Source organism: Wolbachia endosymbiont (group A) of Campoletis raptor (assembly GCF_964026755.1).
Taxonomy (GTDB): domain Bacteria; phylum Pseudomonadota; class Alphaproteobacteria; order Rickettsiales; family Anaplasmataceae; genus Wolbachia; species Wolbachia pipientis.
Genome location: NZ_OZ034695.1, coordinates 161,433 through 186,339 on the forward strand (window position 1 = coordinate 161,433; position 24,907 = coordinate 186,339).

The following is a 24,907-nucleotide window of genomic DNA, read 5'->3' on the forward strand; positions in this document are numbered from 1 at the left end:
ACTACTCCCACTCTAATGCACCTTTACACCATTCATAGATAAAACCTATAGTGAGTATTGCAAGAAATACCATCATAGACCAAAATCCACCATAGCTTATCTTAGATAAAGAAACAGCCCAAGGAAAAAGAAAAGCAATTTCTAAGTCAAATATTATAAATAATATTGAAACTAGATAAAATTTAATGTCAAAATTTTTTCTTGCACTAGATAGTGGATTGAAGCCACACTCATATGTGGAAAGCTTTTCACCATCTGGCTTACTCACTGCAAGAAACATAGGCAATATACCTAAAGCAAAAGATACTACAATTGATACGCAGATAAAGATTACTATGGTTAAATATTCGCTCATTTAACAAAACATATAACACTATGAGTTTACATGCTTTCCTAACTTTTTACCACCTAAAATATGCACGTGAAAGTGTGGTACAACCTGCTCTCCATTTTCACCGTAGTTAGTGACTAATCTATATCCTGTTTTTTCTAGATTATATTTGTGTGCTATCTCTCTTACAGTTTTGAAGAAATCCACTATTTCCTCTTCAGGAGCTTTTAGAATGAAGTCATCATATGAAATATATTGATTTTTTGGTATAACTAAAATATGAACTGGCGCGTCAGGGTACTTATCATGAAAAGCTAGTACATTTTCATTTTCATGTACCTTCCCACAAGGTAACTCACCTCTTAATATTTGAGCAAAGATGTTATCGCTATCATAAGCTTCATTGCTCATATTTTAAGAGCGACCTTTCCCTCTTTCTTCGTTTTTCTCTACATTAGGTGTAGATAGTGGTTTTATCGCTTCACCAGAAGCATCTTCAAGATTTAAAGAGCTTACAAGTTCCCTTACTTTTACCATGTCCTGCTGTTCTTTCAAAAAGGGTTCTATTCCACTTACCCTTTTTCCAGTAATAACTCCTGGTTGTAAGTGATACATATCCCCAGGAACAGTTAGACTATGATGTCTTTCCTCTATTTTTTTAGCTTCACTCATAATACTCCCCTATAACTTATTTTTGCATTCCACAACTTTGCGACTTACCTGCTTTTATAGCTTCTTGCGCCCATTTTTTCTCACCTGAAGCTATAGTTTCTGAAGGCTGACCAACATCAGACTTCACAACTTTGTCTGATGACTGCTTTTGATTATCATAATACAATTTTTCTGCAATACCATTCAGCAATTTTAAGTCTGTATGAATTTTAAATTCTCCACCGGTAATTTTTGCCAGCTTCTTAAGGTCTTCGTCAACTTTATTAGCAATTCCTTTAAGAACAAGCTCTTTTATTTCTTTCTCGCTCTTGCCTGTATTATCAGGATTAGTTTTAATAGTGTTAGCTATTTCCTCAACGTTAATTTCAATTACAATTTTATTTTCTTCTCTATGTATAGTGATGTTTGAATACTCACTTTTTAGTGCTTTTATTTTATTCAATTGTTCATCATTCAAATAAGGTATATCTCCCGTCAGAGTTCTTGACACTAAAAAACTTACCTTTCCTATCCCTTTCTTTTGCTCTGTTATTTGTACACCAAGATCCTTACTAGCCTGTGTGGTTTCTATAGGTGGATCATATTCCCTTTCTTCTTCAGGTACATCTATACCAACAGCTTTCTTTAACGAAACTGTAGCATCATGTTTCATTTCACCCGTTGAAGCAAACGGCTTCTTTATAGGGTAAATAAGTGCTTTAGGCAGAAGAGCAAACACCCGACCTGTAGCTTCTACACCTGTTTTAACTGCTCCGCCTATCTTAGCCCAAATAGATTCTGCCATACATACCTCCAAGGTACTTTCTATAACTAAATACATTTTAATTATAGACGAAAAAATTTAAACTTCTATATCCATTATAAGATAGAATTATAGGGATTGCAACCATTATTTGCACATTGTCTAAAACATGTAGTATTTTCGCTACTTTTATTGTTCAATTTATTATAAAGAATACTCTAAATTATGTTTAAATGGAACACAAATAATATCATTGATGCAACTGGCGGAAGAGACGTAAATGGTTGTAATTGGATACACAGCTCAAATATTTCAACGGACACAAGAAGCATAAAAAAAGGTGATTTATTTATTGCCCTCAAGGGAAAGAATTTTGATGGCCATAATTTTTTGCATGAAGCGTTTTTAAAAGGGGCTGTCGCTGCAATAGTGAGTGAGGGTAAATATAAAAATTTCCCTCTCATTATTGTACAAGATACCCTGAAAGCTTTGCACGGTATGGCATCATACTACATTAGAAATGTTCTTGTTGATGCTAAAGTTATTGCAATTACAGGCAGTGTTGGGAAAACCACTACAAAGGATATGCTGCACACTGTTTTATCGCAATATGGAGTATCTCATGTAAATGAAGGTAACTTAAATAATAATATAGGATTGCCTTTGACAATTCTGAAAGCTCCAAAAAACTGCCAGTACTTAATTCTTGAAATGGGAATGAATAAAGCTGGTGAAATAAAAGAATTATCAAAAATTAGTAATCCGAATATTGCAGTTATTACCAACATCGAACCTGCACATACTGAAAATTTTTCATCACTATTTGACGTTGCACAAGCGAAGTTAGAAATTCTGTATGGTATGAAAAATAACGGTACTTTGGTTTTAAGCAGAGATAATAAATATTATGATTATCTCTCATCACACGCCAATAGAAATGTAATAAGCTTCGGTAAAGATAAAAATGCTGAAGTTTGTTTACTAAACTTAATAAGAAACGATGAATCTTCTGTCATTTCAGCACTATCTTCTGTCATCCTAGTGCTTGACTACTTGGATCCAGGAAGTTCAATTGCAAATGAGCATATCAGACGGTTGTATAATAAAGACTGGATTCCAGCGTCACGCGCTGGAATGACATCAAACCGAGTTGCTAATAGATTAAGTTTAAAAATCAGGCTGAGTGATAATCAAATTATAAACTGTAATTTACGTGTACAAGGTGAGCATTTTGCTTATTCGCTACTTGCTGTTGCAGCAGTTGTGCAAAGCCTCGGACTTGATTTATCAAAATTACCACTTGCACTTAAGAATTTTAGTGTAGCGAAAGGTAGAGGCAATATTCATAAGGTCAAATACAATAAAAAATATATACATTTAATTGATGACTCCTATAACGCCAGCCCTGCTTCGATGAAAACTGCAATAAAAACTTTGAGTACATATTCTAATCAGAGAAAAATAGCTTTGCTTGGTGATATGTTGGAACTTGGTGATGAAAGCATAGAGTTTCATACAGATTTGGTTAAGATTATCACAGAAAATAATATAGATAAAGTTTATACAGTTGGTAAATTTATGTTAGAATTGCATGAGCTTTTGCCAGATAATACAAGAGGCACGCATTTTAATGATTCTAATCAATTGAAAAGTGATTTAGCTAACATTATTCAGAATAATGATGCAATTCTAGTTAAAGGCTCACGAGGAATGAAAATGGATCTTATTGTACGGGAATTCGTAATAAAATATTAAGCGAAATCATTGTATTAATTTACAGTAACAAATTATTAGGAACTTTAATTGTGACAAAACGTGTAATTATTTTTGGTGGAACGGGGTTTATAGGGAAACACATCGTAAGACGCTTGGCAGAAGAAGGATATTTAATAAAGATATTCACTCGTAATCAGGAAAAAGCTGCTTGTTTAAAATTGTGTGGCAATTTAGGACAAATATCAATATTTAAAGGCGATTTTTTTGATGAAAAATCAGTTCTGGAGGGTATGGAAGAATGTGATGTAGCTATAAACTTAGTGGGAATATTATATGAAGCAAAAAAGCACGATTTTTACGCTGTTCACGTTAAAATAGCTGAAAGGATAGCAAAAGCTGCAAAAATGAAAAATGTACCTATGATGATACATTTTTCTGCTATGGGAATAGAAAATAGCAAGTTGTCAAAATATGCTCAAAGTAAATTGGAAGGTGAAAAAGCTGTAACTTCAGCATTTCAAGAAGCAATAATAATTAGGCCAAGTCTTGTATTTGGTAAGGAAGATAACTTCTTTAATAAATTTGCAAGATTAGCAACTATTCTTCCTTTCTTACCACTAATTGGCAATGGAACGACTAAATTTCAGCCCATATGTGTAACAGACTTAGCTGAAGTGGTATATCGTATTATCAGTTTTAATAAGCAAGACAAGAAAATTTATAACATGGGCGGACCAAAGGTTTACTCTTTCAAAAGCTTATTGAAGTTTATTCTGAATGTTACTAACAGAAAGTGTTTGTTGATCAATGTATCTTTTCCAATGGCAAAGTTAATAGCTTTCTTTTTAGAAAATAAAATTATTTCTATGCTGCTAAAACCAATAACCGGAGATACGAACCCTATGCTTACTCAAGATCAGGTGAAAGTTATGATGAATAGTTCAATCGAAAAGTCAGTTGACCTTGAAACAATGAAGGTTCGACCATTAGCAATTGAAAATGTGGTGCCAGAGTACTTGAAGATTTATAGAAAGTATTGATAGAAGAGTGTGCCCGGTGGGATTCGAACCTACGACCCACAGCTTAGAAGGCTGTTGCTCTATCCAGCTGAGCTACGGGCACACAACATATATAAAATGCTTCTTAGTACAAGTGAAGTCAAGTACTTCGTGTGAATATGATGTTTATCTTGCAACACCTTGTCATTGCAGTTGTGTGTCGCGCGCTGCCAAAATTGGATGTGAGAAGTCTATTTATTTTAGAAAATATTATATAGAAACTTGCTTGACAAGCCTTGCCAGTCCCCTTATCATGAAACTGAAGCTATTGTATTTGCTTTCGCCAATCTGCAGATTAAAAGGTAAGGATTACTTAATGTATCGGCGTCTTATGTTCAATTTTTTGCAGTATATAGATACTGTATGTCTTTACAAAACTTCATCTACATCTAGATTTTTATCTAAATAAGCTGAACGCGCTTATAAAGCGTTACAAGACATCAAAAAATGCCAATACTCGACAGAGATAGTAAAAGACTAGCTAACTCGGGGATTCTTTGTCTTTTTTCCTGCTTAGTAAACTTCTTAAACATTTGCAGCGTAAGTTAGTTGCAATTAAAAGCAGCTTAATCTTGCTTGTCAAGCGTTTAAAACATAAAAAACGCCAATATTTTAAAGCGGATAATAACCCCAGGGCTTCTTTTGCCTTTTTTTTTATTTGGTAAATTTCTTAACGTTTGTAGCTAAACGACAACCGTCATCCCGCTACGTGTTAGCGGCTAAGAGATACCGCGGCGGCATGACGGTTCGTGGCGGCATGAAGATAAGCTCGTCATCCCGCTGCTTGTTAGCGGGATCTAGAGATACCGCGGCGGTATGACGGTTCGCGGCGGCGTGACGATAAGCTCGTCATCCCGCTGCTTGTTAGCGGGATCTATGCTAAGATACCGCGGCAGTATGACGGTTCGCGGCGGGATGACAAGAAAGGAGCAACAGAATGACAGAGAGTAATGCAAGAAAATAATTGGATTTTTTGTAATGCTACGGAGTCCAGTGTTTTCTACAAATTTTTACGTGATTTGTTAGCAAAATTGACAGTTGCTGAAATACTGGATAAAACGCTTGTATAGTGTTTAGTAGAGAAAAGTTATGAAATATGAACAGTGGATAAAAATATTAAGTGCAGTAAATGCTGATGGTGATTTAAATCAGAGTAACATAATCGAAAAGATAAAAGAGAGGTTACAGAGGATAGATTTAAGTACATTCCAGGATTGGAAAAATGATAGATTTAACATAAATTATAAATTCACCTTATATACAGGTCTTGCCTCTTTTAAACTTACATTGTTATATTTGGCTACTAGGGATGGCTGCAAAAAGGTAGTAGAAGCTCTGATATCAAATGGAGCTGATGTTAATACGAAAGATATGAATGGACTGACCCCTTTATATTGGGCTGCCAAAATTGGTCACAAGGAGGTAGTAAATGCTCTAATAAAAGCGGGGGCGGGGGTTAATATTAATGCAAAAAGTAAGAAGGAACAAACTTCTTTGCATAGGGCTGCTGAAACAGGCCATACGGGTGCAATAAATGCTTTATTAGCAAAAGGGGCTGATATTGATGCAATAGATGATAATGGAGAAACTCCTTTACGTTTGGCTATTAAAAATGGCCATACAAAAGCAGTAAATGCTCTATTGGAGGCAGAAGAATTTAATATTAATACGAGTGATGGTTTATGGAATTATGGATGGGCTCTTTTACATTGGGTTATTGCAAATGACCATAAAAAGATAGTAGAAGTTCTAATAGCAAGTAAAGCTAGTGTTAATACGAAGAGTGAAAATGGATGGACTCCTTTACATTTGGCTGCTGAAAATGGCCATACAGATGCAGTGAATGCTCTATTAGCAGCAGAGGCTGATGTTAATTTACAAAACGCGCGTGGCAAAACTCCTTTACATTGGGCTACTGTGAATGGCCATACAGATACAGTGAATGCTCTATTAGCAGCAGAGGCTGATGTTAATTTACAAAACGCAGATGGCAAAACTCCTTTGCATTTGGCTGTTGAAAAGAAACACAAAAGTGCAGCGGAGTTTCTGATAGCACATGAAATTAAGTTACAAGGTTCCAATGCACAAAAGCCAGAATATCTAGTACAACATAATTCTAATTTTACAAGGGAAATGTCAGAATATTGGAATAGGTGCCTAGGTGAATACGAAAAACTTGAGGAGGAAGATAAGTTACTACATGACTTTTTGAAGGAAAGTGACACTAGTACATTAGTAAGTATATGGAAAAAAAATGAAGATATATGCAGTAAGTTTGATAACCAAAAAAGCTTACAAAGGCAATATCCAGAATATGCTTATACTCTAATTAATAAAGCTAACGAAATAAAAAAAGAAATTTTTCTGCACAATCATGAGCCGCTAATTGATGCTTTATCAACGCATTATAGGCGTGATTTTCAAGCAATGATATTTGCTGGTATAGAAAACTTTTTTAAAGTTCACAAAGATGACTTTAGAAAAGAGTTAGGAAATGGAGGAATCACTCTAATTAACTTCGTAGATTTTGAAAATTTTGCAGAAAGGCATGCTCCTACATTGAAAGTAAGAGCGTTTGCAAAGGTTATAGAGAATAACCTATCAAGCGAGAGCCCTGATGATCAAAACATTGATCAAGCTTGTTCTTCTAGTGTTGATGAGCAAGTTCCTCAGCCTGTAAGTGAAATAACTGGCATTATTAAACACATAGGTGCAAGTAATAGTGAGGCTTCTTCAGAACTCGAAAGTAATGGTAATCAACAAAGTACACAACCAGAATTTTTAACAACCAACGGTAACTCTAGTAGCATAGCTTCTGAAAGTGGCAGTACTAAAATACTAGTTTCAGATCAAGAAAATGACATCCAGAACAATAATATACAACCAAGTTCACGAAGTGAAAAGAGGAGCAAACTGCCTATTGTAACTGCCTCTGTACTGGCAGTGGCTGGAGTTGCTTTAGGAGTAGCTATTGCAGTTCACTTAGAAATGTTAGCGGTGGGAATAGTGGTTGGAGCTTGTTGTCTGGTTGCTGCTGCGATCATATACTATTGTAATCAGCCTTCAAAGTCACTTGAAAATAGCAACGTCCAAGGGTTTTCTGGAAACCATGAACAACCTACTGTGTAAAATTCACAAGACCTATTAAAATATTTTTTTACTTTTCATCGTATATTTCTCAACATATTATCTTTAAGTACTAAAATAATTAACAATATGGCATTATTAATAGTTGAATCACCTGCGAAAGCAAAGACAATAGGTAAATATTTGAGTAAAGAGTTCAAAGTAGCTGCATCCTTTGGACATGTGAGGGATCTTCCAGCAAAAAACGGCTCTGTCGATCCGGATAATGATTTTGCTATAAAGTATGAAACCATTGAAAAAGCAGAAAAATATATAAAAGAGCTAGTAAAAGCCGCAAGCAAAACATCAGATATATATCTTGCAACAGACCCAGACAGAGAAGGGGAAGCAATGGCTTGGCATGTGATAGAGACATTAAAAGAAAAGAAAGCAATCAGTAATGAAAACAACATTTATAGAGTAGTCTTTAATGAGATAACAAAAAGAGCAGTACAAGAGGCTATAAAAAATCCACGTGAAATAAATATGGATTTAGTGCGTGCACAACAAGCACGTAGAGCTTTGGATTATCTAGTTGGGTTTAGTTTGTCACCACTGCTGTGGACAAAATTGTCGGGGAGCAAGTCTGCAGGACGCGTGCAGTCTGTTGCATTAAAGATTATATGCGAACGAGAAGATGAAATTAGTAAATTTATAACACAGGAGTATTGGAGCATAAAGGCAGAAATGCAAAATAGCAAAGATGAGGCTTTTTTTGCTATGCTAAGCCACTATGACAATAAAAAGCTAGAAAAATTTGATATTAAGAATGAAGAAGAAGCAAAGAACTTAGTCAGGGAGATTGAGTCAAGGCAATATGCTGTAAGCACAGTAGAACGCAAGCAAGTTAAGAGAAACCCACTTCCTCCGTTTATTACTTCAAGTCTTCAGCAAGATGCAGTGAATAAACTGTATTTTAATGTGAAAAGTGTTATGCGCATAGCGCAAAATTTATATGAAGGTATCGATATTGGTGGTGAAACTGTAGGGTTGATAACTTACATGCGTACAGATGGGTTTCATATTGCAGATGAGGCTATAAACTCAATTAGAGGGTCAATTAAGTCATTATATGGTGATAAATATTTACCGCAGTCTCCTCGTAAATATGTAAAAAAGGTCAAAAATGCTCAAGAAGCACATGAAGCAATTCGTCCAACTGATATCAATAGAACGCCGGGTAGTATTAAGGATTACTTAACGCCAGAGCAATTTAAATTGTACGATTTAATCTGGAAAAGGACCATTGCAAGTCAAATGGAGTCGGCGATCCTTGATCAAGTGGTAGTTGAAATTAGTTCTACTGATCAAAAAGTAGTTCTGCGAGCAAGTGGGTCGAGTATATTCTTTGATGGTTTTTATAGAGTCTATCAAGATAACATGGAAGCCGAAAATGAAGGCCTGCTACCTGCCATGAAGGAAGGGGAAGCATGCAAGCTGATTTCAGTTGAGCCAAAACAACATTTCACTCAACCGCCACCTCGTTATAGTGAAGCAAGTATCGTAAAAAAAATGGAAGAAATCGGTATAGGTCGACCATCAACTTATGCAACAATTATTTCGGTATTACAAGATCGTGAGTACGTTTCATTGGATAGCAAAAGGTTTATTCCAAGCAGTCGTGGTAAAATCGTTACTATATTTTTAGAAACTTTTTTTCAGCGTTGTGTAGAGTATGATTTCACAGCACAAATGGAAGAAAAGCTTGATTTAATTTCAAATGGACATGCAGATTGGAAAAAAGAATTAGGCCACTTTTGGGTGCCATTTTTTGGTCATGTAAACTCTGTTAAGCAAATGACGCATGATGAAGTTTTCAGCGGCATTCACGATTTGGTAATCGATTGGTTTTGTTCAGAAGAAGGAAAAAAAGAGGTGAATACGAAATGTCCTGCTTGCTTAGGTGGCATATTGAAATTGAACTTTGGAAAAGCCGGGGTGTTCCTTGGATGTTCTAACTATCCTGAATGCAACCATACAAAAGAAATTACGGGCAGTAACGACAATTCAGAATATCCAAAAAGTTTAGGTATAGATGATATAACAAACCAAGAAGTGATGATCAAAAAGGGTCCTTTTGGACTTTATCTGGAGTTTAATAACGAGTTAAAAAAGAAAAAAACGGTTTCCATACCAAAAGATATAAATGTTAATGAGATTGATCTGAGCACCGCTACTCAGTTACTTTCCTTGCCAAAAGTAATCGGAGAACACCCTGAAACCGGAAAGGAAGTAAAAATAGGCCTTGGGCGATTTGGGTACTATATTTTCTATGATGGTAGATACTTTTCTCTTAAGAAAAGCTCCAAAGAGGTGCTGAATACAGAATTGAGCGAAGCTGTACAAATTATTGCAAACAGTCCACGCAAAGAGTTAAAATCTCTCGGGGTTAATGAAAAGGGAAAAGAAGTTTTTATCTGCAACGGTAGGTACGGATTCTATATAAAATGCGGTAAAACAAACGTTGCTTTGGGCAAGAGTGCAGATATTGAGAGTATAGATCTGGAGAAGGCTTTAGAGTTGATTAAGGGTAAGAAGTAGACTTTTATTGAAATATTAGGTAAAGTTAAAATATACTCTAATAATGCGGTGGGATAAATGATATTTTACACACAGGGCGACACTCCAGCTTTATGTAGGTTAGATTACACGGATGTAAGTAAGTTAGTAGGCATACCAAATATCACAAGACTTGATTTAACTGAGTGCAAGATTAGTGTTGAAATTGTAAAAGAATTAGCTGAGCTCAAAAATCTTACTTCACTTGATTTAAGTGAGTGCAAGATTAGCAATGAAGTTGCAAAAGAATTAGATAAACTCAAAAAAAATCTTCCTTCACTTAATATAATTGGTTACAAGATTAGCGGTAAAGGTGCAAACGTAAAATTGCAGGATGAGGTATCAAACTCGCAAGAAAAACTTAAAAGCAGTAGCAAATACTATATTTGTGGAGCAACAGTTGGTTTAGTTATTGGTCTAGTTGCAGCATATTGTTTAGGGGCTGCTGCTTTAACTCCTGTTGGTGTTTCTGTTGCAGCGTTTATTGCATCTGCTGTGGTTGGCGCGTTACTCGGAGCTGGGGTGGGTTATGCTGTGAGTACATATCTTGAAAGCACTGAATTAAACAATATGCAACCACGAAGGAGTTGTTGAAGATCCGTGTTAAATTCTAGTACAGGAGCTTTTTTCTAATGCTAAAGTTTACAGTTGAAACAAACCACTTGGCCACGTGGAACTGATTTCAGTTTATCAGTTGAAACTTGATTTGAGCAGAATATGCATTTTATTGTGTTGCTTGGAGTAAGTGAGTTATCAACAGCAATTCTATCATCAAAAACAAAACATTCTCCTTTCCAATTACCATTTTTATTATCAGTTTTTTCAAGGTAAGAAAGAATGCCGCCTTTAAGATGGTAAACATCACTAAATCCAAGGCTTTTCATATATGCTGTAGATTTTTCGCATCTAATCCCACCAGTGCAGTACATAGCCACTTTCAGGTCTTTACTCTCAGAAAATGACTCTGTCCACTGAGGAAACTCACGGAAACATTGTGTGTGTGGATTAATTGCATTCTTAAACTTGCCTAATTTCACTTCATACTCATTTCGTGTATCTATTACTAAAACGTCAGGTTGAGAAGTAAAATCATCCCAATGCTCTGGATCAACATATTTACCCTTAAGGGAAATATCAAGATTGCCTACACCAAGATTCACAATCTCTCTTTTTAATTTTACCTTCATCTTGCTAAATGGTTGATATTCTGCTGCACTCTCTTTCCATGTAAGGTCCCTTAGCCTATAATCAGAACGTAGAAAATCGAATATTTTATCAATCGCGTTTCTTTCACCAGATACGGTTGCATTAATACCCTCTTCTGCAAGGAGTATAGTACCCTTTAATTCAATGTTGTCGCATGCAGTTTTTATTTCGTCTTTCATGTCATAATAATTAGAGAGTTCTACAAAGTGATAGAAAGTTGCAATGACGAAGCTCATGATTATTCACTTATCAACTAAAAACATGATATACAAAATTATAAAGATATTCAATAGTACGGCTGTTAATTACTGGATATCTTTAGTTTTTACATATAACATTTTAATATCAAATATAGATCCAAATTAATGTTTTTGAGAGTATTTAAAAATATATTCTTATTTTCAGTAAGTATATTATTCGTCTGTCCTATACTATCGTTAATATCGATTCTATTTACAGAATCAGCAAATTCTGGATGGGTAATCAGCACACTTTTCCCTGAATATATACTGAATACGTTAATTTTGATGATAGGAGTGGGGGGAATATCCTTTATATTTGGAGTAATTCCAGCTTGGCTTACCACATTTTTTTCATTTCCTGGAAGTAAAATTTTTGAGATTGCTTTGTTCTTTCCAATATCGATTCCTGGATATATAGTAGCGTTCGTCTATGTAAATACACTAGAGTTTTCAGGTCCGGTGCAGAGCTCATTAAGAGACATTTTAGAGTGGAGCAAAGGTGACTATTGGTTTCCTGAAATAAAATCCCTAGGTGGTGGAATATTAGTAATGGGATTCAGCCTATATCCATACGTTTATATGTTAGTCCGCTCAAGTCTAAAGAATGTTAGTAACTCAGTCACTATTGCGTCAACACTTGGGTTCTCCTCATTGAAGAGCCTGTTTTCTGTCATCATACCCTCCATACGCCCATCAATTATAGCTGGGTTGTCTTTGGTACTAATGGAAGTAATTACAGATTTCGGCACACCACAGTTTCTTGCTATCGATACTTTTACGACAGGAATATATCGCACCTGGTTTTTACTGCATGACAAATATTCAACTACTGTTTTAGCAGTTGCAGAGTTGATTTTCGTTGCAACACTAATAGCTATCGAAAAAAAACTACAAAAAAAAGGAATATCCTACTCTTCAATCAATACCAATTCAGATTATCACAACAAACGGAGTATAAGTGGCGCTATACCGTTGATCTTTGCTTATCTTATGTGTGTATTGCCGATATTAATAGGTTTTATTTTGCCAATGATTCCGCTCATATATTGGAGCATAGAGAAGGGGTTTTTCATATACGAAGCAAGATTCTATAACATAATAGCAAGTAGCATTAGTTTATCATTTATCACCGCATTAATCTCAATTAGCATTGCAATAATGATTGGATATACGGCGCGTAAAAATAAGGTAATCAACAATATAGCGCGTCTCATTTCTTTAGGCTACGCAATTCCAAATGCAATTATCGCAATTAGTATAATAATATTTTTAAGCAGAATATCCTCTTTCATTACTCAATATGTTGTGGAAATTAGCTTAGTAGGAACTATTGGCGCATTAGTTTACTCATATTTATTCCGTTTTTTTGCTATATCTTTCAAGGCGGTAGAGTCAGGGCTCAAAAAAACACCAAATGAAATTGAGTGGACTGCATATACTATGGGTCATGGACCTATTTCCACATGTTTGAATGTTCATATCCCTCTCATCAAGAAGAGTATATTATCGGGATTTTTGCTCGTATTTATGGATACTATCAAAGAGCTCACAGCAACACTTATTATAAGACCATTTAATTTTGAAACTATATCAACTAGAATATATGAACTTGTAAGCGATGAGCGCTATAGAGAAGCTGCACCATTTTCGTTAATAATAGTTATAATAGGCTTAATCTCTACAATAACCTTATTTACACTTGATGATAAGGATAAAAAATAAACGTAACTGTTCACAGATTTCCACTTAATTCTTCAATCTCACTAATAGAAAGGCCAGTAAACTTGACAATAGTGTTGACATCAACATTATTAGCCAGCATTGCTTTTGCAACTTCAATTTTCCCTTCAATTTTCCCTTCCTCTTTACCGATTTTGATGCCTCTTTCTTCGCCAATTTGGATGCCTTTTTCAGTAGCAAGGTCAAGTCTGTATTCAAGAATAGCTTCTTCTTTGCGTAGATCCATTATCCTTTCTTCATAGGCTACTAAATCTTTTTCGTTCCAACGAAACTTGTCTAATTCATCATATGCTAGCTTTATTATTGGCGCTTTTTCTGCTATCTCTTTTAAGTCCTCTTCTGTTGTTTCTTCTGCGTATTTAAAAAAGAAACACCACCTTTCTACTATACTTTCTAACTGCTCTACTTTATTTTTTGCGAATTTAGGCAACTCAATAAAGACAAACTGAAAATCTTTTAAGTAATGGCCGTTAGTTTTTATATCACGTATATTGTGAGTAGAAATATAATCAACTTCTTCAGGAAGTAAGTTACAATTTGATATAGCAATAAAGAAGACTTTCTTTAAATCAATGTAGTTGCCAGATTTATCTAATTGTCTTGAGTAGGCTTTAGCGGCATATAATTGAGCGCGTTTTTCGAAGCTCTTGTCTCTAGCGAGCTGGTCAGGTAAGGAAGCAGTATTACTACTACCCCCTCCCTTAGAAACGCAGCATGCAGGTTTCCCAACACTACGCTTGAGCCCCTTATCTAAGTTCTTCTTTTCTAGAACCGGCTTGTCCTTCATGATTCCTCAGGAAACATCATTCTTAATGGTGACACCAACAGTAGAGAACCTTCTCTTGAGAAAGAGCTTGCTAACATTCTTGTTCGTTTCACTCTCTCATCAAAATACTTTTTCCATTTTAAGTCAAGGGGATTTGCATCCGCTCTGATTTTAACATGTCGTCTGATAGGTATATCAATCAGCTTAAGCAGTCTTAAATACCGTATCTCTTTTGGTTTGTTCTTGCATAGGGGTGCAGCAAAAACCCATTGGCGTTGACCCATTACTTTGAAGTAACGATTCTTTATCCAACGTAATCCTTTACGAGGATGTCTTTTCTTTGCCCATTTCCATAAACTATGCCAAATTTCATTGTCGATCTTTCTAAACGCTTTTTTAGCACACACATGGTGATAGTAATTTCCCCATCCTCTCAGTAGAGAGTCGAGTGACTTAATTACTATAGCCTGAGTGTTCGCTATATTTGCTTTTATCAATGTACGTGCTTTATTAAGAAGTCTTTTAATACTTTCTTTCGAAGGTTTAATAATTAACTTCTTATTATATCTACGTACATTACAACCAAGAAAGTCAAACCCTGTTGTGATAGATGTAATCTTTGTCTTCTCTTCTGACAGAATTAAACCTCGCTCATGAAGAAAAGATGATACTAAAGGCTTAACTTCCTTTTCCAGTACTTCATGTGTGAAACCTGAAATAATAAAGTCGTCTGCGTATCTGATTACATTCACTCCACTTCTGATTTTGTTTCTTTTTCTACTGCCGAGTTTACCAAATCGACTTTCCAATAACTTTTCAAGTCCGTTTAAGGCTAAATTGGCTAGTATTGGAGAAATTATACCACCTTGCGGGGTACCTGCAGTTGTGGGATACAGAGTTTTTGATTCTAGGAAGCCAGCTTTGAACCAACTATGCAGAATTTTTTTCTCCATAGGAATATGCTTCATAAGCCATTCATGATTAATGTTGTCAAAGCATCCTTTGATATCACCTTCAAGTATCCATTGTAGTTGATTACGACTTGCCAGTAACAAATGACAAGCTACTGTAGCATCTGCACAGGATCTTTTAGGTCTAAAGCCATAGGAGTGACGATCACTGATCGTTTCAGCTATCGGTTCCAGAGCAAACAGATATAATGCTTGCATGGCTCTATCTTTTATCGTGGGTATTCCAAGAGGTCTTCTTTTGCCATTAGATTTACTGATATAAATCCGTTTTAGCGGAGAAGGTTTATATCCTCTTTGCTTTAACTGCTTTATTCCTTGAAATTTAGCATTGCAAGTTGACCATAGTTGACGATCTACACCCGCTGTGTTTTTTCCTTGGTTTTCAGTTACTCTCTTAACAGCCAAAGCTTTTCCGCTAAAAGAGCGTGTGAGAAGATGTTGTAAAGTTTTTACCTTACCCCATCTTCCTTCTTGGACAGCCTTAACAATACGTCTTTGTAGCCTCACAATAACTTTCTGGCATTTCTTCCATGGCAACTGCTTCCATGCTTCAAAGCTTTTGGTAGATGCACTTACAGGTTTACTTGTAATCATCTGCTTTCCTACCTTAAGTGGTTAACAAAGTTTCTTGTCACGAGGGACCAAACGGAAGTCTGCTCGTTTTCACGCGAATTAATGTTACAAATTCTATCCATTTCGTTACAAAATGGCATTCGCTTTCTCCATTCTCCTTTACCTGCACTTCCATCAGCATTCCTTGCGGTTTGCTTGCCATGTAGGCGAAAATACAGGCTTACCCTGTTTCTCCAGTCATACAATAGTGGGTTAGGTGGCTTCTCTATACCGGTGGAGTTATTATTTGCGTACATCTAGAAATGAAAAATGTCACATTACCTTTTGGTCAGAGCTTATCAGCATCTTTAGCTCTTTCATCGTATCGGTACTTATAAAGCTTCACTTACGTTCACCATACCACTAGCCTAGCCCTCCAACCACATGATGCTTGCAGTTTATGCCCCTCTCACGATTGAGCATCTTCTTTTTCAAGAGGAGGTTCATTGTCCGCATCGCTTGGCACCAACCGGTTGCCCGATTCGCACTGATGCGTAGACTCAGACGGCAAAACATCTGGTTTAATAAGTTTTAGAATCCTTTCAGTTTCTTTCTGAATGAATTCCTCTCCTTTTAAACAATATGACCGAAGACTTTCAGGTCGCACCATTTCTGCTATATATCTATTTCCGTGAGAATCCTTGCAGAGAACATCAACAATACTTTGTTTATCAGAGGCAACTTCGGGATCCATAATAGTGCTAAGAAACTCAACTTCTTGTATTGCATTTATCTCAGTAAACCCTAAAATATCGTTCAAAAAGTGGATCAGGATATTCTTATTTTTTCCGTTCCAAAGATTTTTTTGAAACACAAATCATTGCGAGGATCGAGAAATTTTGAAAGAGCCATGGCAAAAATGCTTGAAAATATTAATAATTATACACACAATTATTCAACCATATTTTTGAAGATAGCTAGTTTCTGTATTTATTTTAAATTGAAGAAAGCTCAAATGAAAGATCGTGCTTTGCTAAAAATCACAGAATGCAGTCTGGTTACAAATAAACTATTTTGACAGTTAATGGGGTCTAGTTTTGATGTATGGACTATCCAAAGAAAAGGGTGGTATCATAACTTCAAAAACTTTTATGCTTTCTTCATTCAGAAATTCATACTTACCCTGCATTATTCCTGACGGTACATTTAAGTATGTTCCACTTGTGTATTTAAATACCTCTCCAGATTTTATCACAGGCTGTTCTCCGATAACACCAACTCCGGCAATTTCATTTACTTTGCCCTTATAATCTATTATTTGCCAATGACGACTTAACAATTGAATAGTTGATTGGCTTTTGTTTTTTATCTTAACGTTATACATCCATACATAGCAATTTTCATAAGGAATGGATTGCTCTTCAATGTAAATTGGTAAAACTGTAACTTCAACAAAGTTGGTAGTCAATGTGTATTCTAGAATCATTATAGAATATTCATGATAAAAAGATAATATTCTAATTATATGCTTTTTTCATAGATTTTTCAAGTATACTTTAATTAGGAAATATCAATTTATAGTATGAACGAACCAGATGCGCTTAGCAAAAAAGTAATAGGAATAATAGGTGGTGGACAATTAGGTAAAATGACTGCTATCGCTGCAACAAAACTTGGACAAAAAACACATGTTTTTGCCAGTGCTAAAGACGATCCGGCTTGCTCTGTTGCTGATGATTTCACAATAGCAGATTTCTCTGATAAGAAAGCTCTTGAATCTTTTGCACAGAGTGTGGATTTAGTTACTATTGAGTCTGAAAATATTCCATGTAGTGCAATTGATATCGATGTAAATTTTTATCCGGGTAAAAAAGCGTTACACATTTCGCAGAACAGACTGAGAGAAAAGGATTTTATTAAAAACTTGGGTATAAAAACTGCTAACTATAAGAGTATACAAAATTATAATGAGCTACTGAAAAGCAGTAGAGCTTTTGGCTATCCAATAAGGCTGAAAACAACAGAAATGGGTTACGATGGAAAAGGACAATATGTGCTTGAGAATGATTCTGAAGTGAAGCAATTTGCTTCCTTTGATTGGAATACAGAGTACATTCTTGAAGCAAGTGTTGATTTACTGAAAGAGGTTTCAATAGTCGTTGCAAGAGATAAAAACTGTAAAGTAGCTTTTTTTCCTATAGCAGAAAATTACCACGTTGATGGAATACTTGATACTTCAACAGTGCCAGCTAAAATAGATAGCAAATTAACTCAAGAGGTACAACGAGCTGCAAAGAAAATAGCAAATGCGCTTGATGTAATAGGAATTCTGGCTATTGAATTTTTTGTTACTAAAGATAACGAATTGTTAGTTAATGAACTAGCTCCCAGACCTCACAATTCTTGCCACTGGAGCTTGGATGCATGTAACGTTAGTCAATTTGAACAGCTAGTTAGGATAATATGCGGGTTACCTATGCAGGAAGTAGTATTACGCTTTCCTTGTATGACGAAAAATATAATAGGTAATGATATATATGATTCTCATAAGTATTTGAGCAACGAAAAAGCTAGTTTAACCATATATGGGAAAAAAGAGGTTAGGGATAAGCGTAAAATGGGACATGTCAATATAGATTTAAGTTAACAGTTTTTCTACGTCATACCGCCACAACTGTACGAACATTGTGATATGATGAGATGTTACATAGTAAACGGTGTCATTCTAGCACCTCTTTTCCCGTCATCCCGCTGCTTGTTAGCGGGATCTCATTTCACTTTGTGAAGGTGTCATCCGAGTAGCCTGACTACTTGGATCCAGGAATTTTATTAAGTTGGTAAGCATAAAAGTGGCTGATCTTATGTTAAAACACAACGTTCTTGATGAGATTACAGCAAGGCTGGGTTCCAGCGTCAGCTACTTGAATGACAGCAGTCCTACGTCATGCCGCCGCGGTATCTCTAGATCCCGCTAACAAGTAGCGGGATGACGATTGTCGTTTAGCCATAAATATTAAGAAATTTACCAAATAAAAAAAAGGCAAAAGAAGCCCCGTGGTGGTTGGCTATTTACTATGTACTAAAATATCGGCGTTTTTTTTATTCTAAAACGCTTGATTAAGAGCGATTTAGCTGCTTTTAACTTGCAACTAACCTACACCGCAAGTGTTTAAGAAATTTACTAAGCAGGAAAAAAGGCAAAGAAACCCCGTAGTAGCTAGCATTCCAATTCTCCCTTGTCAATTTGACGTTTTTTGCTGTCTTAAACGCTTTGTAAGCGCGTTTCGGCTTATATAGGTAAAAACCTAAAAATTTTTAAAGACATGCGATGCACGTAGTGCGAAAAATTAAACATGAGACGCCAAATACCCTAAGTTTTTTGTCATTAACCTGCACAGATTGCGAAGATAAATAAATAGCTTCAGTTTCATGATAAGGGGACTGGCGAAGGGTGTCAAGTAAGTTTTTTCGTTTCTATTCCCAATAAAAGTTTGTATGCAATAACACAGAAGCATGCACTGCTATTCCTTCATTTCTTCCAATATAACCTAATTTCTCTGCAGTGGTTGCTTTGATATTTACAAATTCATCATCAATTTCTAATGCTTTTGATATGAATTTCTTCATTTCTACTTTGTAAGGCGATATTTTAGGCTCTTCACAAACTATAGTAATATCTAAATTAGACACGCTGTACCCTTTTTCTTTTGCTTTTTTAGCAGCAAAGTCAAGAAAGTGAGATGAATTGCAATCTTTCCATTCAGAGGAACTAGGAGGAAAGTGCTCTCCTATGTCGCCACATCCCAGTGCTCCGAGTATTGCATCAACGATTGCATGTATTGCAACATCACCATCAGAGTGCGCTTCTATTGCCATGTTGTGTTCAATTTTCACACCGCAAATTTTTATAAAGCTTTCAGCACCATTTTGAACTTTAATGAACTTATGTATATCATAACCGGCTCCGACACGAAATTTTGGCTCTTCAAAAAGAAGCTTTGCCATATTGATATCCTCTTTTGTGGTTAACTTAAAATTGCTTTTCTCACCTTTAATAATCGCAACATGTTTTTTGTGCTCTACCATTAGTGATGAATCGTCAGTAAATTCTTTGACTGATTGATGGCATGATAATAATTCTTTGAAATTAAAAATTTGAGGGGTTTGTATGGCTCTGAGCTTTCCTCTTGAAATCGTAGATTCAATAAAACTATTACTCACCAATGACATAGTGTCTTCAACTTCTATTGCTGGAACTACTCCTGTATATTGATCATTAATCATAGATTCAACCAAGTTATCTATCAGAACATCTGACACAAAAGGCCTACAAGCATCGTGTATAACTACAAAATCTGGGTTAACTTTTTGTAAGCTTTCAAGCCCTAGTTTAACTGAACTTTGCCTGTTTTCTCCTCCGTATACAGGGCTTAGTAATTTAGTGTCTGTAATTAGTGATATAGCTTTCTCATAGAAACTTTCATGGTCTCTATTAATTGCTATTCTTATGTAATCTATATATTGGTTAGCCAGAAATCTTTTAATTGTATGAAATAAAACAGATTTACCTGCCAGTTTTATATATTGCTTAGGAATCGTAGAATTGCATCTACTGCCTACTCCCGCTGCAACTATTAATGCTGCTATTTTGTATTTCTTAGCGCACATATTTCTTTTTGTAGAAGCTTTCCTCTCTATCCAAGATTCTTTCCGAAAAATAAAATTTCTGACATCATATAAAAGTTACTTCCCCTATTAACTAGCATAATTATAATAGCAAAAGAGATATTTAGAGAGCTCAAAATCTATCTTTGCCTGCGGATTAAACAACTAAATTTTAGTAAAAAACGATAGTATTACAAATCGTAAAATACTTTCAACATAGGAAAAATAAATTGCATATTTTTCAGTAAATTAGCTATGCTAAACACATGCAAAAACGTCATATAACTATTTGTTTCATACTGCTTTTTATAATAGGGATGTTATTCCTGATGCGTACTATGATTTTTCCATGTTTAATATCTATTATTATTGCATATTTGTTTAATCCGCTAGTAATTAAGTTTGAAAAGTATAGAATACCACGTTCATGTTCTGTAATTTTTATAATACTTGTTTTATTAATAGCTTTTATACTAGTCATAACATTTGTTTTACCTATTATATATGTTCAAATTACTTCAATATTAAATTTCTTAGTGAGTAAAGTGCCTTCATTAGAGCTTAAAGTAATCCCCTCTGTATTAGAATTTCTTAATATAAAAATCGAGGATAGCTTATTTGATCACTTATCTAAAAATCTAGCAGAAAATTACAGCAACTATGTATCTTATTTCATGAATGCTCTTGATATTGCTAGTAACTTTATAATCCAAGTGTTAAGTTCAAGCTTTAACACGGTATCATTAATGGTGATTACTCCTGTAGTGTTTTTCTATATATTACGTGATTGGCCTTTAATTATGGAAAAAGCTAATAAATTAATCCCTATTCCTTACAGGGGAAAAATTGCAGATTATTTTTTCAAAGTGGATTTCATTATATCTAATTATCTAAAGGGGCAGGTAAATGTATGTATTGTCATGATGATCTTTTACTCTGTAAGCCTGAGCATAATCGGATTGAAACACTCTATTGTTATTGGAATTTTATCAGGAATGTTAACGTTCATACCTTACGTAGGGCCATTATTATATACCATTATTGGGTTTTTGAGCGCTATCACTAAATTTAGTGGATGGTTTGAAAGTGCTGCTGTTTTGCTATTATTTGGTGTTGGGCAATTAATAGATTCAAACATATTAGTTCCTTTATTAATAGGAAAAAAAGTTCATATACATCCAACTGTAATTATTCTGGGAATTACTATATGCGCTTCATATTTTGGATTTATAGGTATATTACTTTTTATTCCAATAATAGCAATGTTCAATGTATCAGTAGAATATGCAATCAATAAATATTTTAAAAGTGAGCTTTATAAAAACGGCTAACAGACCTTTTGCATAATCAATTTATGGTAAGAGGAGAAATGAGCCCAGAATACCTGACACATTTGAGGAGCGTAAGTAAATTTCTGCGCAAAAATTACTACCAGAAAGAGGTTACGTAAGAGGTTCAACGTGCAATTAAATTTATTTAACAACAATCAAGCTGATTATAGTCGGCAGAATTACATCGTCTTAGATGAAAATAAGCACGTGTATAATTCGGTAGTTAATGATTTATCTTGGAAATGTCTGATTCTTTTTGGACCTAAAAGCTCCGGTAAAACTCATCTTGCTCATATTTGGCAATCAATAAACGATGCAATTTTTATCAATGTGAATAACTTCGTAAGCGAGATTAGGTATAGCGATGCTTTTATTTTAGAAGACGTACAAAACATTAAAGATGAAGCAATGTTATTACATTGTTACAATTACATGAAAGAAAGTGACAAGAGGCTGCTAATCACTTCTTCAATTTCACCAAAAAAGCTTAACTTCAAATTAAGAGATTTAAGTTCTCGAATATTATCAACTATCAGCGTAAAAATTTTGCCTGCAAGCGAGGAATTATTAAGAATTATGCTAATAAAACGATTTTCAGATAAACAGTTAAAAATTGATTTAAAAGTGATTAATTATATTTTAGCAAGAATAGAACGTTCTTTCTATAGCATTGATAAAATTATAGAGAAGATAGATAATGAATCTATAGGGTCGAATGTGACCGTTCCTTTTATTAGCACTTTATTAAAAAAAGATGCCATTTGATTTCTTCTTTTGTAAAGGTGTATATTAAAAATTTATTAACACCCATAACACTAACGTAATTGAAATCTCTATCTGTCCATGTTAGAATTATAATCAATGTTATGTTATAATAAATATAGATAGATACAGCTAAGAAGTATTCTATATTTATAGTAGAGCTCACTTTATAAGGTGTTTTTTATAGATTTAACGTTATAATTTAACTATGATAAGAGTAAGATTAAATTTAAGAAAAAGGTTAAAGCAAAAGTTTGTGATGTTCACTCTATTGATAAATGCTTTATTTGTCTCATATTTCCTCATAAGAAACACAGGGAACACTTCTAATCAAATTATAGCCAAAGAAATAAATATAGGAGCTGATAATGAAAAATAAACAGTCGCAAAATAAAAAAGAAAATCTTTACATAACATATTACATAGATGCTTTAGCTTCAGAGAGGTCCGCTACACAAAATACTCTGGAAAGTTATCGTTCGGATTTACACCAGTTTGAAGAATTTTTATTGGAAAGCGGCACTACCTTGGTTGGTGTAAACAAAACCAATATTAAAGATTATGTGAAATCTTTATGTACACAAAAAAAATATAAAAGTAGCTCTATATCAAGAAAAATATCCGCTATGAAAAATTTCTATAAGTGTCTATTTAATGACGGAATAATAGATTTTAATCCAGCGCCGGCTAATGATGCTGAATTAAAGAATCCAAAAGTTTCTCGTCCTTTGCCTAAGTATTTAAGTGTCGAAGAAATATTTTTGCTAATGGACGCAGTGAGAAAATCAGCAAGCGAATCGAATAAAGAGATAAGCAGTAAAAGGCTATGTGCGATTTTAGATATCCTTTACTCTTCTGGAATGCGTGTTTCTGAACTAATTAGTATGAAATTATGTGAAGTGTCGCATTTAATAAACAGTAATAACAAAGAATGCTATATAATAATAAAAGGAAAAAGTGGTAGAGAGAGGCAAATTCTTTTTAATGAACAAGCATTGCAGAGCCTTAGAAATTATTTATCAGTTCGTGACAATCTGCTCTCTAACAGAAAGGAGTCTGATTGGCTATTCCCAGGTGATAAACCTAATAAACCAATTACAAGGCAGAGGGTCGGTCAATTAATGAAGGAGTTAGCAAGAAAATGCAATATTGATGAAAATAAGATCTCTCCACACGTGATTAGGCATTCTTTTGCTACCCATCTACTGGATAGCGGAGCAAATATTGTGTTGATACAGAAAGTTCTTGGCCATACTAACCTTTCTACAACACAAATATATACTCATATTGCTAACGAAAAGTTAAAGGACAAATTAGCTGATTCGCATCCTATTACTCAGATGATCAATAATTAAATTTATTGTTTTTAATTTGTAATAAAGTTAAATTTAAATAAATTTATGTGAGTTTGTGATTTCAAGTTTATTGTTTAATTTCTTTCTTATATTATGGGAGGTATTCTATACTTTCATTACTCTCCCTGTAATTTTCTTTTCTGAGTGTGTAATAACCATTTTCCTCGTCTGTTCGGTGAGAGTTGTATTATTCATGCTGCGTTTATTATGTGGCATTAAATATGAAGTGAGGGGAATGGAAAACATCCCTAAGCAACCTTTTATCATTGCATCTAAACACCAATCTCCATTTGAAACATTTATTTTTATACTACTATTTAGAAAAGCGGTTTTTATTTTAAAACGTGAATTGAAATGGATTCCATTCATTGGTTTGCATCTTATAGCGCTGAAAATGATTTTTATTAACCGTTCAGATGGTATCAGTTCTATACGCCATATAATCAAACTAGCAAAAATGCGTATAAAAGAAAATAGAAGCATAATAATATTTCCTGAAGGTACAAGAACAACTATAAACCAAAATATAAAATATCAACCAGGTATTGCTGCTTTATATAGCGTATTATCTGTTCCTGTGTTACCGGTTGCTTTAAACACTGGTTTGTTTTGGCCAAAAAGCATACTTTCTCTGAGAAAAAATCCCGGAAAGGCAGTAATAGAAATATTGCCCCCAATATATTCTGGGTTAAACAAAAATGAATTCTTGCAAAGTTTAGAAAAAATTATTGAAGAGAGAAGCAGTAGATTAACCATAGAAAAAACTGATATTGCAAATTAACAAAAAAACTTTATAATTAAAAGGAAAGTACAGTATTTTAGGTATTAATATATGGCAAATCATAAGAGTGCTAAAAAAATGATAAAGGTAATAGCAAAACGCACTTTAATAAATAAGATGCGGAAAAGTAAAACTCGCACCGCTATTAGAAAATTGGTTGATATAATCAAGTCTGGCGACAAAGAAAATGTTGTTCTGGCATTTCGGAATGCTGAATCTAATTTACACAAGTGTGTGAATAAAGGTGTTATTCATAGGAATACTGCTGCGCGTAAAATAAGTCGCTTAAATGCAAAAGTAAAAGCATTGATAACCGCTTAATACGGTTAATG

Annotated in this window: 22 protein-coding genes, 1 tRNA gene and 1 pseudogene; 12 read left to right on the forward strand and 12 right to left on the reverse strand. The window is 34.5% G+C overall.

Annotation, left to right across the window (positions count from 1 at the left end; all coding sequences use genetic code 11):
- Window position 1 precedes the first annotated feature (1 nt).
- Genes AAGD74_RS00800 through AAGD74_RS00815 form a run of 4 tightly spaced genes read right to left on the reverse strand, consistent with a single transcriptional unit; the run spans window position 2 to window position 1,787 of the window.
- Window positions 2-355, reverse strand: coding sequence for an NADH-quinone oxidoreductase subunit A (locus AAGD74_RS00800; RefSeq protein ID WP_006279576.1), 354 nt, complete (start codon window positions 353-355; stop codon window positions 2-4).
- 18 nt (window positions 356-373) lie between these two features.
- Window positions 374-742 (reverse strand): HIT domain-containing protein, encoded by a 369-nt coding sequence (locus tag AAGD74_RS00805; RefSeq protein ID WP_338482554.1) that lies wholly within the window; start codon window positions 740-742, stop codon window positions 374-376.
- A gap of 3 nt (window positions 743-745) precedes the next feature.
- Window positions 746-1,003: a hypothetical protein gene (locus tag AAGD74_RS00810; RefSeq protein ID WP_006279579.1), complete on the reverse strand. Its 258-nt coding sequence runs from the start codon at window positions 1,001-1,003 to the stop codon at window positions 746-748.
- Window positions 1,004-1,019: 16 nt separating this feature from the next.
- Window positions 1,020-1,787, reverse strand: a complete 768-nt coding sequence (locus tag AAGD74_RS00815; RefSeq protein ID WP_338482555.1) for a hypothetical protein — start codon at window positions 1,785-1,787, stop codon at window positions 1,020-1,022.
- A gap of 183 nt (window positions 1,788-1,970) precedes the next feature.
- On the opposite strand from AAGD74_RS00815, the gene AAGD74_RS00820 reads away from it, so the two are divergent.
- Both AAGD74_RS00820 and AAGD74_RS00825 read left to right on the forward strand, forming a co-directional pair.
- Window positions 1,971-3,500, forward strand: coding sequence for a UDP-N-acetylmuramoyl-tripeptide--D-alanyl-D-alanine ligase (locus tag AAGD74_RS00820; RefSeq protein ID WP_341810667.1), 1,530 nt, complete (start codon window positions 1,971-1,973; stop codon window positions 3,498-3,500).
- Window positions 3,501-3,550: 50 nt separating this feature from the next.
- Window positions 3,551-4,501 (forward strand): complex I NDUFA9 subunit family protein, encoded by a 951-nt coding sequence (locus tag AAGD74_RS00825; RefSeq protein WP_236514355.1) that lies wholly within the window; start codon window positions 3,551-3,553, stop codon window positions 4,499-4,501.
- Window positions 4,502-4,509: 8 nt separating this feature from the next.
- On the opposite strand, the gene AAGD74_RS00830 is transcribed toward AAGD74_RS00825, so the two are convergent.
- Window positions 4,510-4,583 (reverse strand) — tRNA-Arg (locus tag AAGD74_RS00830).
- Between the two features lie 1,025 nt (window positions 4,584-5,608).
- Here AAGD74_RS00830 and AAGD74_RS00835 point away from each other — a divergent pair.
- The 3 genes from AAGD74_RS00835 to AAGD74_RS00845 all read left to right on the forward strand — a co-directional run bounded on the left by AAGD74_RS00835 (window position 5,609) and on the right by AAGD74_RS00845 (window position 10,798).
- A complete protein-coding gene (locus tag AAGD74_RS00835) occupies window positions 5,609-7,648 on the forward strand; it encodes an ankyrin repeat domain-containing protein (protein ID WP_338976824.1) in 2,040 nt (679 codons plus the stop codon).
- Window positions 7,649-7,735: 87 nt separating this feature from the next.
- Window positions 7,736-10,186: a type I DNA topoisomerase gene (gene topA / locus AAGD74_RS00840; RefSeq protein ID WP_077188609.1), complete on the forward strand. Its 2,451-nt coding sequence runs from the start codon at window positions 7,736-7,738 to the stop codon at window positions 10,184-10,186.
- A 57-nt stretch (window positions 10,187-10,243) separates the two neighbouring features.
- A complete protein-coding gene (locus AAGD74_RS00845) occupies window positions 10,244-10,798 on the forward strand; it encodes a hypothetical protein (protein ID WP_341810668.1) in 555 nt (184 codons plus the stop codon).
- Between the two features lie 41 nt (window positions 10,799-10,839).
- On the opposite strand, the gene AAGD74_RS00850 is transcribed toward AAGD74_RS00845, so the two are convergent.
- Window positions 10,840-11,646 carry a rhodanese-related sulfurtransferase gene (locus tag AAGD74_RS00850; protein ID WP_338976822.1) on the reverse strand — a complete coding sequence of 269 codons (807 nt, stop codon included), beginning with the start codon at window positions 11,644-11,646 and terminating at the stop codon, window positions 10,840-10,842.
- A 129-nt stretch (window positions 11,647-11,775) separates the two neighbouring features.
- On the opposite strand from AAGD74_RS00850, the gene AAGD74_RS00855 reads away from it, so the two are divergent.
- A complete protein-coding gene (locus AAGD74_RS00855; RefSeq protein WP_341810669.1) occupies window positions 11,776-13,374 on the forward strand; it encodes an iron ABC transporter permease in 1,599 nt (532 codons plus the stop codon).
- A gap of 10 nt (window positions 13,375-13,384) precedes the next feature.
- Here AAGD74_RS00855 and AAGD74_RS00860 read toward each other — a convergent pair whose 3' ends face one another.
- From AAGD74_RS00860 to apaG, 5 genes and pseudogenes are all read right to left on the reverse strand, one after another.
- Window positions 13,385-14,179: an Rpn family recombination-promoting nuclease/putative transposase gene (locus AAGD74_RS00860; RefSeq protein ID WP_341810670.1), complete on the reverse strand. Its 795-nt coding sequence runs from the start codon at window positions 14,177-14,179 to the stop codon at window positions 13,385-13,387.
- Window positions 14,176-15,723 (reverse strand): group II intron reverse transcriptase/maturase, encoded by a 1,548-nt coding sequence (gene ltrA, locus AAGD74_RS00865; protein ID WP_341810519.1) that lies wholly within the window; start codon window positions 15,721-15,723, stop codon window positions 14,176-14,178. The genes AAGD74_RS00860 and ltrA overlap by 4 nt, the downstream gene beginning before the upstream one ends.
- Before the next feature lie 8 nt (window positions 15,724-15,731).
- Entirely contained in the window at window positions 15,732-15,998 is a 267-nt protein-coding gene (locus AAGD74_RS00870; protein ID WP_338482311.1) for a hypothetical protein, read from the reverse strand.
- 350 nt (window positions 15,999-16,348) lie between these two features.
- A pseudogene (locus AAGD74_RS00875) lies at window positions 16,349-16,593 on the reverse strand (PD-(D/E)XK nuclease family transposase); the annotation flags it as partial.
- A gap of 169 nt (window positions 16,594-16,762) precedes the next feature.
- The gene (gene apaG / locus AAGD74_RS00880; RefSeq protein ID WP_179951370.1) at window positions 16,763-17,164 is read right to left on the reverse strand and encodes a Co2+/Mg2+ efflux protein ApaG; all 402 of its coding nucleotides are present in this window, start codon (window positions 17,162-17,164) and stop codon (window positions 16,763-16,765) included.
- A 99-nt stretch (window positions 17,165-17,263) separates the two neighbouring features.
- Here apaG and AAGD74_RS00885 point away from each other — a divergent pair, with 99 nt between their 5' ends.
- Window positions 17,264-18,328 carry a 5-(carboxyamino)imidazole ribonucleotide synthase gene (locus tag AAGD74_RS00885; RefSeq protein WP_006279559.1) on the forward strand — a complete coding sequence of 355 codons (1,065 nt, stop codon included), beginning with the start codon at window positions 17,264-17,266 and terminating at the stop codon, window positions 18,326-18,328.
- An 827-nt stretch (window positions 18,329-19,155) separates the two neighbouring features.
- Here the strand turns inward: AAGD74_RS00885 and AAGD74_RS00890 are convergent.
- Window positions 19,156-20,349: a bifunctional 2-C-methyl-D-erythritol 4-phosphate cytidylyltransferase/2-C-methyl-D-erythritol 2,4-cyclodiphosphate synthase gene (locus tag AAGD74_RS00890; protein ID WP_077188604.1), complete on the reverse strand. Its 1,194-nt coding sequence runs from the start codon at window positions 20,347-20,349 to the stop codon at window positions 19,156-19,158.
- A gap of 263 nt (window positions 20,350-20,612) precedes the next feature.
- On the opposite strand from AAGD74_RS00890, the gene AAGD74_RS00895 reads away from it, so the two are divergent.
- From AAGD74_RS00895 to rpsT, 5 genes are all read left to right on the forward strand, one after another.
- The gene (locus tag AAGD74_RS00895) at window positions 20,613-21,677 is read left to right on the forward strand and encodes an AI-2E family transporter (RefSeq protein WP_341810671.1); all 1,065 of its coding nucleotides are present in this window, start codon (window positions 20,613-20,615) and stop codon (window positions 21,675-21,677) included.
- Between the two features lie 129 nt (window positions 21,678-21,806).
- Window positions 21,807-22,442, forward strand: a complete 636-nt coding sequence (locus AAGD74_RS00900) for a DnaA ATPase domain-containing protein (RefSeq protein WP_077188602.1) — start codon at window positions 21,807-21,809, stop codon at window positions 22,440-22,442.
- 365 nt (window positions 22,443-22,807) lie between these two features.
- Window positions 22,808-23,794: a tyrosine recombinase gene (locus AAGD74_RS00905; protein WP_265023569.1), complete on the forward strand. Its 987-nt coding sequence runs from the start codon at window positions 22,808-22,810 to the stop codon at window positions 23,792-23,794.
- 55 nt (window positions 23,795-23,849) lie between these two features.
- Window positions 23,850-24,575, forward strand: coding sequence for a lysophospholipid acyltransferase family protein (locus AAGD74_RS00910; protein ID WP_006279235.1), 726 nt, complete (start codon window positions 23,850-23,852; stop codon window positions 24,573-24,575).
- A gap of 51 nt (window positions 24,576-24,626) precedes the next feature.
- Window positions 24,627-24,896: a 30S ribosomal protein S20 gene (gene rpsT, locus AAGD74_RS00915; RefSeq protein ID WP_338482553.1), complete on the forward strand. Its 270-nt coding sequence runs from the start codon at window positions 24,627-24,629 to the stop codon at window positions 24,894-24,896.
- The last annotated feature ends 11 nt before the right edge of the window (window positions 24,897-24,907 follow it).

Coding starts and splice junctions, on each gene's coding strand:
- rpsT (WP_338482553.1), top strand. CDS start 24,627: ATGGCAAATCATAAGAGTGCTAAAAAAATGATAAAGGTAATAGCAAAA.
- AAGD74_RS00860 (WP_341810670.1), bottom strand. CDS start 14,179: ATGAAGGACAAGCCGGTTCTAGAAAAGAAGAACTTAGATAAGGGGCTC.
- AAGD74_RS00815 (WP_338482555.1), bottom strand. CDS start 1,787: ATGGCAGAATCTATTTGGGCTAAGATAGGCGGAGCAGTTAAAACAGGT.
- AAGD74_RS00885 (WP_006279559.1), top strand. CDS start 17,264: ATGAACGAACCAGATGCGCTTAGCAAAAAAGTAATAGGAATAATAGGT.
- AAGD74_RS00890 (WP_077188604.1), bottom strand. CDS start 20,349: ATGTGCGCTAAGAAATACAAAATAGCAGCATTAATAGTTGCAGCGGGA.
- AAGD74_RS00800 (WP_006279576.1), bottom strand. CDS start 355: ATGAGCGAATATTTAACCATAGTAATCTTTATCTGCGTATCAATTGTA.
- AAGD74_RS00905 (WP_265023569.1), top strand. CDS start 22,808: ATGAAAAATAAACAGTCGCAAAATAAAAAAGAAAATCTTTACATAACA.
- ltrA (WP_341810519.1), bottom strand. CDS start 15,723: ATGATTACAAGTAAACCTGTAAGTGCATCTACCAAAAGCTTTGAAGCA.
- AAGD74_RS00835 (WP_338976824.1), top strand. CDS start 5,609: ATGAAATATGAACAGTGGATAAAAATATTAAGTGCAGTAAATGCTGAT.
- AAGD74_RS00855 (WP_341810669.1), top strand. CDS start 11,776: ATGTTTTTGAGAGTATTTAAAAATATATTCTTATTTTCAGTAAGTATA.
- AAGD74_RS00870 (WP_338482311.1), bottom strand. CDS start 15,998: ATGTACGCAAATAATAACTCCACCGGTATAGAGAAGCCACCTAACCCA.
- AAGD74_RS00805 (WP_338482554.1), bottom strand. CDS start 742: ATGAGCAATGAAGCTTATGATAGCGATAACATCTTTGCTCAAATATTA.
- AAGD74_RS00810 (WP_006279579.1), bottom strand. CDS start 1,003: ATGAGTGAAGCTAAAAAAATAGAGGAAAGACATCATAGTCTAACTGTT.
- AAGD74_RS00845 (WP_341810668.1), top strand. CDS start 10,244: ATGATATTTTACACACAGGGCGACACTCCAGCTTTATGTAGGTTAGAT.
- AAGD74_RS00895 (WP_341810671.1), top strand. CDS start 20,613: ATGCAAAAACGTCATATAACTATTTGTTTCATACTGCTTTTTATAATA.
- AAGD74_RS00850 (WP_338976822.1), bottom strand. CDS start 11,646: ATGAGCTTCGTCATTGCAACTTTCTATCACTTTGTAGAACTCTCTAAT.
- AAGD74_RS00820 (WP_341810667.1), top strand. CDS start 1,971: ATGTTTAAATGGAACACAAATAATATCATTGATGCAACTGGCGGAAGA.
- topA (WP_077188609.1), top strand. CDS start 7,736: ATGGCATTATTAATAGTTGAATCACCTGCGAAAGCAAAGACAATAGGT.